Here is a 13,672-nt window from a genome sequence, read left to right on the forward strand (position 1 = left end):
TTATAGCCAAGCCTATTCTGAAAAGGAAGGGGTTTTGGCCAGAATTTCGAATTTTCGGTCGATGCGCCTCCGACGAAAGATGGCCTCGACGTGGTAAGTTGATGTTTCGAAAGCAAGTACATTCCGGAATTCGACATCAATCGGCAACGAGCGGCATCATGAACAAGGCATTTGTCAAAGAGTCGGACGACACCGACGACGACCTCGAACTCGGCCAGCCCGACGTCCCGGCGGGCACGAAGAACTACATCACGCCTCAAGGCCATCAGCGGCTGCGTGACGAGTTGCTGCAGCTTCTCGATACGGAGCGCCCGGAAGTCGTCAGGCTCGTTTCGTGGGCCGCTTCGAACGGCGATCGCTCGGAAAACGGCGACTACATCTACGGCAAGCGGCGGCTGCGCGAGATCGACCGGCGCATCCGCTTCCTGGGCAAGCGCCTGGATCTCGCGGAAGTGGTGGACAGCAGCAAGCAGGAGAATGTCGATCAGGTGTTCTTCGGCGCGACGGTGGACTACGCGGGCGACGACGGCGACGTGAAGACGGTGACGATCGTCGGCGTCGACGAAGTCGATCTGGATCGCGGCTACGTGAGCTGGATCTCGCCGGTCGCGCGCGCGCTGCTAAAGGCGAAGATCGGCGATACGGTGCCGTTGCACACGCCTGCAGGCATTCAGCAGATCGACATCCTGGACGTCCGATATCCACGCTGAAGCGACGCGCAACGACGAAAAAAAAGCCGCTCCGAAGAGCGGCTTTTCTACAGCGGGACTGCTTGTGAAGCTTAGAAGCGGTGACGCATGCCGACCGTCGCCGAAACCTGGTTGCCGTTCGACGACATACCAACGCCGTTGATCACCGCGCCGACCGGCAGGCCGTCCTGGTCGGTCATGTGCTGGTATTCGCCTTGCAGGTAGACGTCGGTGCGCTTCGACAGCGCATACGCCGTTTGCAGGCTGAACTGGTGGAACTTCGGCTTTTCGCCTTCGATACGGCTATCCGTGTACGTGTACGCACCTGCGATCGACAGAGCCGGCGTCAGGTTGTAGCGGCCGTTCACTTCGTAGTTCGTGAAGCGCATGCTGTCGCCGTTCAGCGCGATGTTGCCAGCGCCTTGCGAGCCGACGTTCGTCAGCTGCGTCGCGTTGTCGAGCATCGTCTGCGTGAACACGAAGCCGACGGTTGCCGGGCCGAACGCGTAGTTGATGCCGCCGCCGAAGATGCGCTGACGCGAAGCGACGAAAGGCGTGTTGTCGGTCGTGACCGCACCGGCCGTGTTGTTCGTCGGCGAGCCGACGTTGTTCAGTTGCATGTACGCTGCAGCAACGTTCAACGGGCCGTAGTTGTACGACGCGCCGACGCTGTACGCACGGTTATCCGCGAAACCGCCGGCTTCGTTCGAGAAGCCGTACATCGCGCCCATCTTGAAGCCAGCGTAGTTCGCGCTCGTGTACTTGACCGAGTTGTTGACGCGGAACGTGTTGTCGAGGTTGTCGTTGTCGAACGGGTGAGCGAACTGCGTGCCGCCGTATTGCGTGCCCGTCAGAGCCAGAGGCCCGAGGAAGTCGACCACGGAGTCATATTGACGGCCGAGCGTGATCGAGCCGAACTGGTTGCTCGACAGACCGACGAACGCCTGACGGCCGAACTCACGACCGCCCTGGCCGTTCGTGCCGTTCATGATGTTGAAGCCGTTTTCCAACGTGAAGATCGCCTTCAAGCCGCCACCGAGGTCTTCCGAACCACGCAGGCCCCAACGGCTGCCGTTGACCGAACCGCTCGTCGCCTTCCAGTTGCTGTGGCCTTGCTGGTTGTTCGTGTAGGTGATGCCCGCATCGATTAGGCCGTACAGCGTGACGCTGCTTTGCGCATGGGCGGCGGTAGCAAAAACGCCCGACAGGGCGGCGACCATGAGAGTCTTTTTCATCTTTGTAACTCCGAGAGCAGATAGGGCCGGGGACCCAGGCTTTGAGGAAACCTCGCTCCGGCGCGCTGCGAGAGGCGCGGGCGGAGGAGCAATGGATCGGCGTCACCGACACATTTGTTTCCGGACCAGACGAAGTGTAAAGACGGTGTTACAGCGCAAGGCGTTCCAATTTCCACAATAAATCATTGTGGATGCGGCAATGATCGACCGAACGCGTATTTTTCTTTATATACAAGGGTTTATCCGCGAATAAAGTCGTAAGAGATGCGGTGTCAACCAAATGACGTTGCGCATGCGCGACACGATTGCCGCAAGAAAACAACGGGAAACTTCTGGAAATTCGATTGTTGAGATATTTGAAACAGAAGTTTGCTGCTTTTGCGGGTAATGAATGCGGGCCGCATCGTTATACTGTCGTCTCTGCTTTCCGAAGCAGACTTTTTCGTTGACGGAAAAAGATCTCCAAACTTTGTCAGCGCGACTTCCCGGTCGCGCTTTTTTTTGCCCGGAGCCTTGTGGGACTTGGGTTCGCGTCCGCGTCGCGAAAGCTTTTGAGCGGCGGCTGCGCGCAGTAAGGAAGCCGCGGCGAGCGTTTCGCATCATTGCTCGAATCGGTCGAGTGGAATAATCGCCGATCTTTTTCATTACATTTAAGTTGCGACTTAGTTTGCACGTCGGTTAATGTCGGAGAATCGGGCAAGACGAAAGGCGCTGACGATTAATATAATGCTCTGCGCAGCCCGGAGGCACTAAAGTCTTAATATCGTTCGGCATAGGAGAAGCCGCGTTGCGTCGCTGTTCTTTTTCGCCGATAAACCGTGCTTGCGCTATTTTCATTTGATGCGGACCGATTAACTAAGCGAGAAAACGGTCAGCGCGCTAAATGGACGCTGGCGGGCGGCAGCCACGGGCGAGCGCGGCGCAACGGCCCTCGCCCAAGCCTCGCAAGGTTCGCCTTCCTGCGGCTCAGCGAGCCGCGACGGCCGCAAACTCGTATCCTTGATAATCCGGAAATGCTTTTAAGGGTTATCCGCCATTGCGATGCGTTAAATTCAGCATCGGCTTAATGGGAAACTATCAAAATGGTGTGGTTTTAACTGAAGCAAAAACTAGCCAAAAAAGCCGACTCGTCCCGCCCACCGACTGTTCCGGTAAAAGTCCGCCGCTTCCGGCTGCGTTAGAATGGGCAATCCAGCATTCGCTCCATCCAAGGCGCATCCCGCCGTCTCTCGCCGTTCACGATGCATCCCGATCCGTCCGCAAGCTACGCTTATCCCTCCGAACCCGTCGTCTTCGTCGATCTCGAAACGACCGGCGGCACATTCGGCGTGGACCGAATCACCGAGATCGGCGTTGTCAAAGTCGGGCCGGCGGGCGTGTCGCAGTGGACATCGCTCGTCAATCCGCAGCGGCCGATTCCTTCGTTCGTGCAACAGTTGACGGGCATCACCGATGCAATGGTGCGCGAGGCTCCGACGTTCGAGCAACTGGCGTCCGGCTTGCTCGACCGCATGAAGGGCCGCCTTTTCATCGCGCACAACGCACACTTCGACCACAGCTTTCTGAAGGACGAATTCCGGCGCGTGGACCTTCGCTTCGCGCCCGACGTGCTGTGCACGGTACAGCTTTCCCGCGCCGTTTATCCGGCGGAAAGCCGTCACGGTCTCGATGCGCTCGTCGCGCGCCACGCGCTCGTGCCGGCGGCGCGGCATCGTGCGCTCGCCGATGCCGATTTGCTGTGGCAATTCTGGCAGCACCTGCATCGCGCGCATGCGCCGGATGTGATGCGCACGCATCTCGAACGCGTGACGCGCCGGTTCCAGCTCGCCGCGCACATCGACGAGGACACGATCGAGCAGATCGTTTCGGGCTGCGGCGTCTACATGTTTTATGGCGACGACGACGCGCCGCTCTACGCTGGCCGCAGCGTGCGCTTGCGTCAGCGTGTGCGTTCGCATCTCGTCGGCCCGCGGCGCTCGGCGAAGGATCTGCGTCTCGCCGCGCTGGTGCGTCGTCTCGAATGGAAGGCGACGGGCGGCGAAATCGGGGCATTGCTGGCCGAGGCGCAATGGATCGCGAGCGCGCGTCCAGCGCACAACCGCGCGCCGAAGTCGCGTTCCGGCGACGTTCGCGGCGCGCCTTGGCCGTATGCGGGTGCTATCGCGATCGAAGAGTGCGATGCGGCATCGGGGCAACGCGCGTGGCATGTCATCGACAACTGGCGCTATCTCGGCACGGCCGGCACGCTCGAGGAAGCCGGCGCGCTGCGCGCAAGCGCGGATTCTCCCGCGTTCGAGCTGTCCACTTATCGAATTCTGAGCGAGCGTCTCGCGCGCGGTCTCGTCGCGACACCGCTTGTCGCCGCAACGCTCGCGTCCGCCATCTGACGCGCCGTCACCCGACCGCGCCCACGCCGCCCGACGCGCAGACGTGCGACAGCGCGCGCATGAGCGGCGCGTTCATCGACGAGTTGTAGCGCGTCAGATGCTTCCATCGCGCGACGCTTTCCGCGAGCCGCACGGGGCAGTCTTCGGCATGGCGGATCGGCTCGACATGCGCGAGCGCCGAGACGAGCGACTGCGTCAGCCGATCGAGCTTCGGACGCGTGTCCTTGGCGAGATCGGGCGGCGCTTCTTCCGGCGCAGCTTTCAGCGCGCGCCAGTTCGCGAAGAGCGCGTTCTGCACATCCTTGCTGGCTTCGATCTGATCGCGAAAGAACTGACGCGCGAATTCGGGATCGACCTGCGCGGCGCCGGCCTTTTCCTCGACGTGCTTGAGCAACGCTTCTTCGCGCGGCGCATCGGTGATCGGCTCGTGATGCGCCCACTTCCAGCGCGCGACCGGCTCCGCGAGTGCGAGCCGTTGGGAGACGAGGGCGATGAGGTTGGTGAACGGAGTGTCGTCGCCGTCTGCATGCACGGAAGAGGGCGCGGCGAACGCAAGCGCACAGGCGAACGCGGCGGAGGCGAGGAGAGAAGGGGGCGATCGGCGGCGCATCGGTATCCGGGCAAAAGCGCCAGAATAGCGCACCGCGGTCAAACGGGAACGACGGCAGCCAACTGGCGGAGGGGATTTCACGAGGCGAGCCGTAGCGCACGACCCGCCCCGATGCGGTCATGAACGAGAGGCGCGACGCGTCCTGGCGTGAGCCATGTGCGGACCGGATGGTCCGAGTGCGCCGCGCGCGGCGGGCGTCGTTCTCACGACGACGGCGTGATCCAGCGGGTCCGCCTACTTCGACTGCGCCGAGTCGCGCTGTTCGTCGAAGAACGCGCGCACATGCTCGGGCAGCTCCGTCGCGAGAAACTCGACGCCAACCGGTTCCGGATCCGGACAAAGCACCTTGTCGGGCGTCGGGATTTTCGTCGGTTTTGCGTCCATGATTTCTCTCCTGAATGACTACAACAATTGCGCTAACACGGTCGATGCGGCTATTGCGCCGCCGCATGCAGCCGAATTGCCGATTACGGTTCCTTCCATAGATGCGTTATCGGATCGCCACCGCTTCTGCTTGAGCCGAATCGGCGCGTTTCATCAACAACGCATGATCGTTCGTGTCGGGACCGGAATCGCTTCGGTAATTGATTGCCGGCCGCTGTATTCGTTGCTGCAAAAACTACGTTTTATCGCGTCGCGACTGCCGCCCCGCGAGCCGCATCCAGCTTGGGCTCTACCCCGAAAGGCATCAGCGCGTACTTAAACTGTAGCTTTTCCTCTATGGATATAACGATACCGGGAAACCAGCGTTGACGCTTCATGGTGCGCAGCGGAAAATGGCTCGTTGTTGTACGAAAGCGCACATATAAGACGAATCAGGCGCGCGGGTGCTGCCGAATGTGAAATCGCTGAAGCCGATTTTCGGTTCGAATCGCAAACCTGTGTGTCGCGATGGCGATCGTTGCGAAAGTGCTAAAGATTGCGGGCGTTTCGAGAAACGCGGCGCAAAAAGCAAAAACCCGCGACACATGCGTGATCGCGGGTTTTTAGAACTGCCTGAATTCTTGTGGTGCCGGAAAGAGGAATCGAACCCCCGACCTTCGCATTACGAATGCGCTGCTCTACCGTCTGAGCTATTCCGGCTCCGAATTTTTTCTTCGTTTTTTGCGTTCGTTTAGTTCGTCAGCAACGAAGAAGTGAGATTATGCAGAGCCTTTCTGGCTTTGGCAATACCTTAGATCAATTTTTCTTTTCGACGTGGTAGCGCGTCACGCGATCGACCTCGCTCTTCGAGCCGAGGAACACGGCGACGCGCTGATGCAGGCTCGTCGGAACGATATCGAGGATGCGCTGTTCGCCATTGGTCGCGGCGCCGCCCGCCTGCTCGACGATGAACGACATCGGGTTAGCCTCGTACATCAGACGCAGCTTGCCGGGCTTCGACGGATCGCGCTTGTCGGCCGGATACATGAAGATGCCGCCGCGATTCAGAATGCGATGCACGTCCGCGACCATCGATGCGATCCAGCGCATGTTGAAGTCTTCCTTGCGCGGGCCGTCCTTGCCGTCGTTCAGCTCGCCGATGTAGCGCTGCACCGGCTCATACCAGTGACGGCTGTTCGACGCGTTGATCGCGTATTCGCGGGTCTCGACGGGGATTTTCATGTCGCGCTGCGTGAGCACCCAAGAGCCGAGCTCGCGATCGAGCGTGAAGCAGTTCACGCCGTGGCCGGTCGTCAACACGAGGACGGTTTGCGGACCGTACACCGCATAGCCCGCCGCGACCTGCTGCGAACCCGGCTGCATGAACGCCGCTTCGCTCGGATCGGCGCCGTCCGGGCAACGCAGCACCGAAAAGATCGTGCCGATCGACACGTTCACGTCGATGTTCGACGAGCCGTCGAGCGGATCGAACGTCAGCAGATAGTTGCCCTTCGGGTAGCGATTCGGAATCGGGAAGATCTTTTCCATTTCTTCCGATGCCATCGCGGCCAGATTGCCGCCCCATTCGTTGGCTTCGAGCAGGATTTCGTTCGAAAGCACGTCGAGCTTCTTCTGCACTTCGCCCTGGACGTTCTCGCTGCCTGCCGAGCCGAGCGCCTCGCCTAGGGCGCCCTTGCTGACGTGATAGCTGATCTGCTTGCAGGCACGCGCGACGACTTCGATCAACAGACGCAAGTCGGCAGGCAGGTTCTGATGTTCACGCTGCTGCTCGATCAGATACTTCGAGAGCGTGGTGCGGCTGGAAATGGAGGACATGCTTAGGCTCCGTGAGCGTTAGACGAATATTCACGATTCTAACCGCTCGACCCGGCCGCTCCATGTGACAGCGACCGCCTGCATCCGCAATAAGCGAGAACGGCCCCCGCGCGAGGTACTCGCGCGGCGGCCGCTAAACACCAGAAACTCCCGACGAAACAGCGCTTAAGCAGCGAGCGCCTTTTCGACGACCTCGCGAACGTCGCGCGATTTCGCCTTCGCGGCGACGTCGCTCAACGCCGCGTGCATCTTCTCGCGCAACTGCGGCGTGAAGCGGCGCCACAGTTCGAGCCCGCGTGCGAGCCGCGCCGCGACCTGCGGATTGAGCGCGTCGAGCGCGATCACCTGTTCGGCCCAGAACGCGTAGCCGGAGCCGTCGGCGGCGTGGAATTGCGCGGGATTGCCGCTGCAGAAGCTGAAGATCAGCGAGCGCGCGCGATTCGGATTCTTGATGTTGAACGCCGGATGCTGCATCAGCTTGCGCACGATCTCGATTACCTTGCGATCCGGACCGCCGCGCTGCGTCGCCTGAAGCGCGAACCACTTGTCGATGACGAGCGCCTCGTTCTCGAAGCGGCGATAGAAGTCCGCGAGCGCCGCGTCCGCGACGGTCGCATCCGCGCCCTTGGTCGCGCTCGCAAGCAGCAGCGCGGAAAGCGCCGCCGAGCGGTCGGTCATGTTGTTGGCGGCGTCGTACTGCGCCCGCGCGAGCTTGACGGCGCCGCGCGGATCGTCGAGCTGGCTGAGATAGGCGAGCGCGAGGTTCTTCAGGCCGCGCTTGCCCGCGTCTTCCGGCGTCGGACGATATTCGCCCGGCGTGCGGTTCGCTTCGTACGTCGCGAGCCATTTGTCGCGCATTTGCGACGCGAGACGGCGGCTCATGAACACGCGCGCAGCGTGGACGGCGGCGGGATCGGACACGGTCATCTGCTCGGCCAGATAGCTCTCCGACGGCAGCATCAGCGCGAGCTCGCGGAAGGCGGGCGTGAGCGTGGTGTCGTCGAGCACGCGGGCGAACGCGGCGATCACCTGATCGTCGATGGCGAGCGCCTCGCCCTTGGCCGCGCGCTCGGCGAGCGCCAGCAACTCGCGCGTGGCGAGCCGCTGGCCGGCTTCCCAGCGGTTGAACGGATCGCTGTCGTGCGCGAGCAGGAACGCGAGTTCATCGTTCGTATAGTCGTATTCGACGATCACCGGCGCGGAGAAATTGCGCAGCAGCGACGGCAGCGGCGCCTCGTTCACGTCGACGAAAGTGAACGACTGCTCGCGCTCCGTGAATTCGAGCACGCGCGTCGTGCCGTTTGGTTCCTTCTCGCCTTCGAGGCGCAGCGGCAAGTCGGCGCCGTTCTGGCCGATCAGGCCGACCGAGAACGGAATCAGCAGCGGCCCCTTCTGCGTTTCGCGCGCAGCTTCCGACCCGTCGCCGTAACCCTGCGTGAGCGTCAGCGTGTAGCGCTTCGTCGCGGCGTCGTAATTTGCGCGCACCGACACGCGCGGCGTGCCCGCCTGGCTGTACCAGCGCTCGAATTGCGCGAGATCGCGATGATTCGCGTCGGCGAGCGCCTGGCGGAAGTCGTCGCAGGTCACGGCCTGGCCGTCGAACCGCTTGAAATACAGGTCCATGCCGCGGCGGAAGCCGTCGCGACCGAAAAGCGTCTGATACATCCGCACGACTTCCGAGCCTTTTTCGTAGACGGTCATCGTGTAGAAGTTGTTGATCTCGACGTAGCTTTCCGGGCGCACCGGATGCGCCATCGGGCCGGCGTCCTCGGCGAACTGCATTTGACGCAGCACGCGCACGTCCTCGATGCGCTTGGTCGCGCGCGCGGCGGCGCTCGCCGCGCCCTCGACATCGCCGGCGGCCATATCGGCGGAAAATTCCTGATCGCGAAACACGGTCAGGCCTTCCTTCAGGCTCAACTGGAACCAGTCGCGGCAGGTTACGCGATTGCCGGTCCAGTTATGGAAGTACTCGTGGCCGACCACGGCCTCGATGTTGGAGAAGTCGGTGTCCGTCGCGGTTTCCGGGTTTGCGAGCACATACTTCGTATTGAAGATGTTGAGGCCCTTGTTCTCCATCGCGCCCATGTTGAAGTCGCTCACCGCGACGATCATGAAGCGGTCCAGATCGAGTTCGAGGCCGAAGCGCTTCTCGTCCCAGCGGATCGAGTTGATGAGCGAATCCATCGCGTGACGGGTCTTGTCGAGATCGTGCGGCTCGACCCAGACTTGCAGCAGCTTTTCCTTGCCCGAGCCCGATTCGATGCGTTCCTCGATGCACACGAGCTTGCCCGCGACGAGCGCGAACAGATAACTCGGCTTCTTGAACGGATCTTCCCATTTGGCGAAGTGGCGGCCATCGGGCAGATCGCCTTCCTCGATCAGATTGCCGTTCGACAGCAGCACCGGACACGCAGTCTTGTCGGCGCGCAGCGTGACGGTGTAGGTAGCCATCACATCCGGGCGATCGAGGAAGTAGGTGATGCGCCGAAAGCCCTCGGCTTCGCACTGCGTGAAGAAGTTGCCACTGGAGACGTAAAGTCCGGAGAGCGTCGTGTTCTCGGCCGGATTGCAGATGCTCTCGATGCTAAGCTCGAAAGCATCCGCGGGAATGCTGCCGATGGACAGTCCGTTTTCATTGACGCGGACATCCTCGTGCGCGACGCCGTCGATCGCCGCGCTCACGAATTCGAGCTGCTCGCCCATCAGTTCGAGGCGCGATGCGTCGCCTTGGGCGTCGGGGTTGCGCCGCAGCTTCATCGTGTTCTTCACGACCGTGCGCGATGGCACGAGGTCGAATTCGAGCGCGACGGAATCGATCAGGAACGCGGGCGGCGTGTAGTCCTGGCGGCGAATCACAGCGGATGCGGTCGTGGTAGACATGGCAAGATCTTCATGTTTGGATTGAACGGCGCCGGCGTCTCGCGCGTGCGCTTTTAGCGCACCAACGCGTGCGCGCCTGGTCGAATCATTGTACAAGCCGCCCGGCGATCGTGAATCGGGCGGCGCCACGCGTCGTGGACCCCACAAAACAAGGACGCCGCCATGCGACGCAAGGCGGTGCTGTCTATAACGGAGAAGGGTGCTGAACGAAGTGAGGACGACCATGAAATTCCCGATCAGGACGCTCGTCACATGGCCGCTGATGCTGGCGGCGATGTGGCTCGCCGGCTGCACGACGTACGTGCAGACGCAGGTCACTGCATTCTCCGACTGGAGCGGCAGCGACGCGACCCGCACCTACGCGTTCACGCGCAAGAGCGAGCAGCAGAACAGCATCGAGCAGACGACCTACGAGACGCTCGTCGCCAACGAACTCGCGAAGTACAACTTCCGTCAGGCGCCCGAGGCGAGCGCGAACTATCAGATCGCGATCGCCTATTCGGTTCGCGGCGACATGGTGACCGTGCGTCAACCGGTCTACTACGATCCGTGGCCGATGTACGGTCCGTGGGGCGCCGGCCCATACTGGGGCGGACCGTGGGGCGGGTGGGGGCCGTACGGTTCGTGGGGCGCGACGGGTTACGTCGATCAGAGCTATCCGGTCTATACGCACGCGCTGCAGATCCGCATGAACGACCGCAAGACCGGCCGCGAGACGTACAAGGTGACGGCGGTGAACGCGACGGGCGATCCGTCGCTGTATCAGGCGATGCCGTATCTCGTGCGCAGCGCGCTGGCGGACTTTCCGCTCGGTAACGGCACGGTCAGAACGGTGACGCTGCCGGTGGACAAGAGCGGCGGCATGTCGAACGAAACGGCCGCGTCGGCCGGACCGAACGAGCGCAGCGTCGCACCCGCGCCCTCAGCGAAAACCGTCGATTGATCGGGCCGTCGCATCGACGCGAAAACGGCATCGGAATTTTTTGCCGTCATGCGCAGTGAGCATTGCCTTTTACGGCTTCGGGAAATGTTTCAAACACGCCCGCCGCCCTTGACTAAACAGGGAAATATCGCGGCGGCGCCGGGCCGCAATATATGCAGCTTCGGTCAATTAGCGATATATTCCCGGGATGACAAAATCGTGTCCGCCCAATCCTGAAGCCGTTCCCGAGCCCACCACATGGGATGCGCGGCTCGCACGCCGTCTCGTCACGCCGCTCGTCGGCACGCCGGTAACGCCCAACCATCTGACCACGCTGCGCCTCGCCATCGGCTTGGCCGGAGCGTGGTATCTGTCGCTCGGCCAGTTCTGGATGTGCACGCTCGGCGCGCTTCTCATCGCCCTGTCGAATTTCGTCGATCACACCGACGGCGAACTCGCGCGCATCAGCGGCCAGTCGAGCAAGATCGGCCATTTCTACGATCTCGCGTGCGATGCGCTCGTGACCGTGCTGCTGTTCCTCGGCATCGGGTTTTACGTGGCCGTTCATCATCCGTCGATGATCGTGCCCGCGCAATGGCTCGGCGGCATGGCGGGCGTGGCGGTTGCGCTGATCTTTTTCCTGCGCATGCGTATCGAATCGATGATCGGCAAGTCGGGCACGAAACAGGCGTCGTTGGCCGGATTCGAAACGGAAGACGTGCTGTATCTGCTTCCGCTCGTGACCATTCTGAACGGCATGACGCCGTTTCTGATCGCCGCAGCGATCGGCGCGCCGCTCTTCGCCATTTATGTGGCGGTGGACTATCAGCGCGTCGTCGCGCAGACGAAACGCCGCGCGCAGGCCACACGTGCAAAAGACGACAAAGATTTCCAGGCGGTGAGATGAGCGATACGGCAACTCCGGAGAGCACGCTGACACAACCGGCGCAGACGGCGACGACCGCGCGCCCGTCGAAGCGCGATATCGATTCGACGATGAACGCGCGCCTCGCCGCGCTGCAGACGCCGAAGCTGCGCGACGAGTACGGTCAGCAAGGCTCGTTTCTCTATATCGAAGACTTCCTGCCGCGCGACTACACCGAGCGGCTGATCGCCGCCGTGCACGACGTGATGCCGTCCGTGAACCGCAACTATCTGCCGGGGCACAAGGCGGGCGGCAGCGTGAGCCGTCACACGCTCGACAAGCTCGCGCCGTTCATCGCCGACCTGTATCGATCGGAAGCGCTCATCAAGTGGCTGGAATCGATCACCGGCGACAAGCTGCAACTCTCGCCGGAGGACGATCCTCACGCCTACGCGCTTTACTTTTACACGAAGCCCGGCGACCACATCGGCTGGCATTACGACACGTCGTATTACGATGGCCGCCGCTACACGCTCCTGCTCGGCGTGATCGACGATTCGTCCTGCAAGCTCGATTACGAACTGCACACGAAGAATCCGGCGGTTCCCGATCAGCCGGGCTCCGTGCAATATCCGCCCGGCGCGTTCGTGTTTTTCGACGGCGACAAGCTGCGCCATCGCGTCACGCCGCTCGGCGAAAACGAGATGCGCGTGTCGCTCACGTTCGAGTACGTGACGAACCCGAATATGCGTCCGTTTCAGCGCTTCATCTCGAACATGAAAGACTCGATCGCGTATTTCGGATTCAGGCAGGTCTTTCGCCGCAAGGGCGGCAAGAACGGACAGGCATGAGCCGCGCGGGCACATTCCTGCTGTCGGTCGGCGTGGTGCTGTTCATCGCGCTGCTCGGCTGGCAAGGCTTCGGTTCGGTTGCATCGACGCTGGCCGCGGCGGGCTGGGGATTGATCGCGGTCGCGGCGTTTCACTTCGTGCCGCTCGTCGTCGATGCCGGCGCGATCAGCGTGCTCTTCTCCAGCAAGGAACGCGACGTGTCCCTGCGCGACGCCTTGCTCGCGCGCTGGGCCGGCGAATCGGTCAATAGCCTGATGCCCGCGGGCCAGATCGGCGGGCCGATGCTGATGGTCCGCTATCTCGCGCAGCGCGGCATGCGCGCGCGCGACGCGGCCGCCGTCATCACCGTCAGCACGACGATGCAGACCGTCGCGCAACTGATCTTCGCGCTGATCGGCGTTGTGCTGCTGACAGGCTACGCGGCGGGCGGCTCGTCATCGACGGTCGCGATCGCCGTGCTCGCGGTGATCGGCGTGATCGGTCTGATGATCTTCGGTTTCTATCTCGCGCAGCGGCGCGGTCTCTTCGGCCGCGCGATGCGCTTTGCGTCCGGCATCGCCGCGAAGTTCTCGGCGAAGCGCGACTGGTCGTCGCTCGTCACGCGCGCCGAAGCCGTCGACGCCGCCGTCCACGAGATGTATCGCGAGCGCGGCAAGGTCGCGGCGAGCTTCGGGCTGAGTCTCGTCGGCTGGATCGTCGGCACCGGCGAAGTGTGGCTTGCGCTGCATCTGCTCGGCCATCCGGTCGGCTGGGCGGAAGCGTTGCTGCTCGAAAGTCTCGGCCAGGCGATTCGCGGCGCGGCCTTCGCCATTCCCGGCTCGCTCGGCGTGCAGGAAGGCGGCTATCTGCTGCTTGCGCGTCTGGTCGGCTTGCCGCCGGAAGCGGCGCTCGCGCTGTCGCTTGCGAAGCGCGCGCGCGAACTGCTGCTCGGCGTGCCGGGCATCGTCTATCTGCATTTCGTTGAAAAAGGCTGGCAGCGCCGCCGTCTCGCGCGCGTGCCGGATATCGACTGACCCACCCACGAAGGGAAC

The 13,672-nt window shown here is 62.3% G+C and carries 12 protein-coding genes and 1 tRNA gene; 7 read left to right on the forward strand and 6 right to left on the reverse strand.

From position 1 onward, the window contains the following. Positions 1 to 158 precede the first annotated feature (158 nt). Positions 159 to 710 carry a transcription elongation factor GreB gene (gene greB / locus NCS02_RS04090; RefSeq protein ID WP_008350924.1) on the forward strand — a complete coding sequence of 184 codons (552 nt, stop codon included), beginning with the start codon at positions 159 to 161 and terminating at the stop codon, positions 708 to 710. Positions 711 to 781: 71 nt separating this feature from the next. Here greB and NCS02_RS04095 read toward each other — a convergent pair whose 3' ends face one another. After that, a complete protein-coding gene (locus NCS02_RS04095) occupies positions 782 to 1,924 on the reverse strand; it encodes a porin (protein WP_008350922.1) in 1,143 nt (380 codons plus the stop codon). A 1,241-nt stretch (positions 1,925 to 3,165) separates the two neighbouring features. Between NCS02_RS04095 and NCS02_RS04100 the strand changes: the two genes are divergently transcribed. Further along, on the forward strand, positions 3,166 to 4,311 hold the full coding sequence (locus tag NCS02_RS04100) for an exonuclease domain-containing protein (protein WP_250522895.1): 1,146 nt from the start codon (positions 3,166 to 3,168) through the stop codon (positions 4,309 to 4,311). 7 nt (positions 4,312 to 4,318) lie between these two features. Here the strand turns inward: NCS02_RS04100 and NCS02_RS04105 are convergent, their stop codons facing one another. Both NCS02_RS04105 and NCS02_RS04110 read right to left on the reverse strand, forming a co-directional pair. After that, complete coding sequence (locus tag NCS02_RS04105) at positions 4,319 to 4,921, reverse strand: chorismate mutase (RefSeq protein WP_008350918.1); 603 nt, start codon at positions 4,919 to 4,921, stop codon at positions 4,319 to 4,321. A gap of 234 nt (positions 4,922 to 5,155) precedes the next feature. Further along, positions 5,156 to 5,305, reverse strand: coding sequence for a hypothetical protein (locus NCS02_RS04110; protein WP_008350916.1), 150 nt, complete (start codon positions 5,303 to 5,305; stop codon positions 5,156 to 5,158). On the opposite strand from NCS02_RS04110, the gene NCS02_RS04115 reads away from it, so the two are divergent. Then, positions 5,304 to 5,624: a hypothetical protein gene (locus NCS02_RS04115; RefSeq protein ID WP_244807799.1), complete on the forward strand. Its 321-nt coding sequence runs from the start codon at positions 5,304 to 5,306 to the stop codon at positions 5,622 to 5,624. The two genes, NCS02_RS04110 and NCS02_RS04115, sit on opposite strands and share 2 nt — an antisense overlap. Before the next feature lie 304 nt (positions 5,625 to 5,928). Here the strand turns inward: NCS02_RS04115 and NCS02_RS04120 are convergent. From NCS02_RS04120 to pepN, 3 genes are all read right to left on the reverse strand, one after another. After that, positions 5,929 to 6,004 (reverse strand) — tRNA-Thr (locus tag NCS02_RS04120). A gap of 96 nt (positions 6,005 to 6,100) precedes the next feature. Beyond that, on the reverse strand, positions 6,101 to 7,120 hold the full coding sequence (locus NCS02_RS04125; RefSeq protein ID WP_008350914.1) for a class 1 fructose-bisphosphatase: 1,020 nt from the start codon (positions 7,118 to 7,120) through the stop codon (positions 6,101 to 6,103). A 165-nt stretch (positions 7,121 to 7,285) separates the two neighbouring features. After that, positions 7,286 to 10,003 carry an aminopeptidase N gene (gene pepN, locus NCS02_RS04130; RefSeq protein ID WP_244807800.1) on the reverse strand — a complete coding sequence of 906 codons (2,718 nt, stop codon included), beginning with the start codon at positions 10,001 to 10,003 and terminating at the stop codon, positions 7,286 to 7,288. 223 nt (positions 10,004 to 10,226) lie between these two features. Here pepN and NCS02_RS04135 point away from each other — a divergent pair, with 223 nt between their 5' ends. From NCS02_RS04135 to NCS02_RS04150, 4 genes are all read left to right on the forward strand, one after another. Further along, positions 10,227 to 10,946 (forward strand): DUF4136 domain-containing protein, encoded by a 720-nt coding sequence (locus NCS02_RS04135; RefSeq protein WP_244807801.1) that lies wholly within the window; start codon positions 10,227 to 10,229, stop codon positions 10,944 to 10,946. A 187-nt stretch (positions 10,947 to 11,133) separates the two neighbouring features. Then, positions 11,134 to 11,832, forward strand: a complete 699-nt coding sequence (locus NCS02_RS04140; RefSeq protein WP_175981768.1) for a CDP-alcohol phosphatidyltransferase family protein — start codon at positions 11,134 to 11,136, stop codon at positions 11,830 to 11,832. Continuing rightward, positions 11,829 to 12,641: a HalD/BesD family halogenase gene (locus tag NCS02_RS04145; RefSeq protein WP_008350907.1), complete on the forward strand. Its 813-nt coding sequence runs from the start codon at positions 11,829 to 11,831 to the stop codon at positions 12,639 to 12,641. The genes NCS02_RS04140 and NCS02_RS04145 overlap by 4 nt, the downstream gene beginning before the upstream one ends. After that, on the forward strand, positions 12,638 to 13,654 hold the full coding sequence (locus NCS02_RS04150; RefSeq protein ID WP_244807803.1) for a flippase-like domain-containing protein: 1,017 nt from the start codon (positions 12,638 to 12,640) through the stop codon (positions 13,652 to 13,654). The genes NCS02_RS04145 and NCS02_RS04150 overlap by 4 nt, the downstream gene beginning before the upstream one ends. The last annotated feature ends 18 nt before the right edge of the window (positions 13,655 to 13,672 follow it).

The sequence above is a fragment of the Caballeronia sp. NCF2 genome, assembly GCF_023631205.1.
In the GTDB taxonomy this organism is placed as follows: domain Bacteria; phylum Pseudomonadota; class Gammaproteobacteria; order Burkholderiales; family Burkholderiaceae; genus Caballeronia; species Caballeronia zhejiangensis.

Coding starts and splice junctions, on each gene's coding strand:
- greB (WP_008350924.1), top strand. CDS start 159: ATGAACAAGGCATTTGTCAAAGAGTCGGACGACACCGACGACGACCTC.
- NCS02_RS04095 (WP_008350922.1), bottom strand. CDS start 1,924: ATGAAAAAGACTCTCATGGTCGCCGCCCTGTCGGGCGTTTTTGCTACC.
- NCS02_RS04100 (WP_250522895.1), top strand. CDS start 3,166: ATGCATCCCGATCCGTCCGCAAGCTACGCTTATCCCTCCGAACCCGTC.
- NCS02_RS04105 (WP_008350918.1), bottom strand. CDS start 4,921: ATGCGCCGCCGATCGCCCCCTTCTCTCCTCGCCTCCGCCGCGTTCGCC.
- NCS02_RS04115 (WP_244807799.1), top strand. CDS start 5,304: ATGATTTCTCTCCTGAATGACTACAACAATTGCGCTAACACGGTCGAT.
- NCS02_RS04110 (WP_008350916.1), bottom strand. CDS start 5,305: ATGGACGCAAAACCGACGAAAATCCCGACGCCCGACAAGGTGCTTTGT.
- NCS02_RS04125 (WP_008350914.1), bottom strand. CDS start 7,120: ATGTCCTCCATTTCCAGCCGCACCACGCTCTCGAAGTATCTGATCGAG.
- pepN (WP_244807800.1), bottom strand. CDS start 10,003: ATGTCTACCACGACCGCATCCGCTGTGATTCGCCGCCAGGACTACACG.
- NCS02_RS04135 (WP_244807801.1), top strand. CDS start 10,227: ATGAAATTCCCGATCAGGACGCTCGTCACATGGCCGCTGATGCTGGCG.
- NCS02_RS04140 (WP_175981768.1), top strand. CDS start 11,134: ATGACAAAATCGTGTCCGCCCAATCCTGAAGCCGTTCCCGAGCCCACC.
- NCS02_RS04145 (WP_008350907.1), top strand. CDS start 11,829: ATGAGCGATACGGCAACTCCGGAGAGCACGCTGACACAACCGGCGCAG.
- NCS02_RS04150 (WP_244807803.1), top strand. CDS start 12,638: ATGAGCCGCGCGGGCACATTCCTGCTGTCGGTCGGCGTGGTGCTGTTC.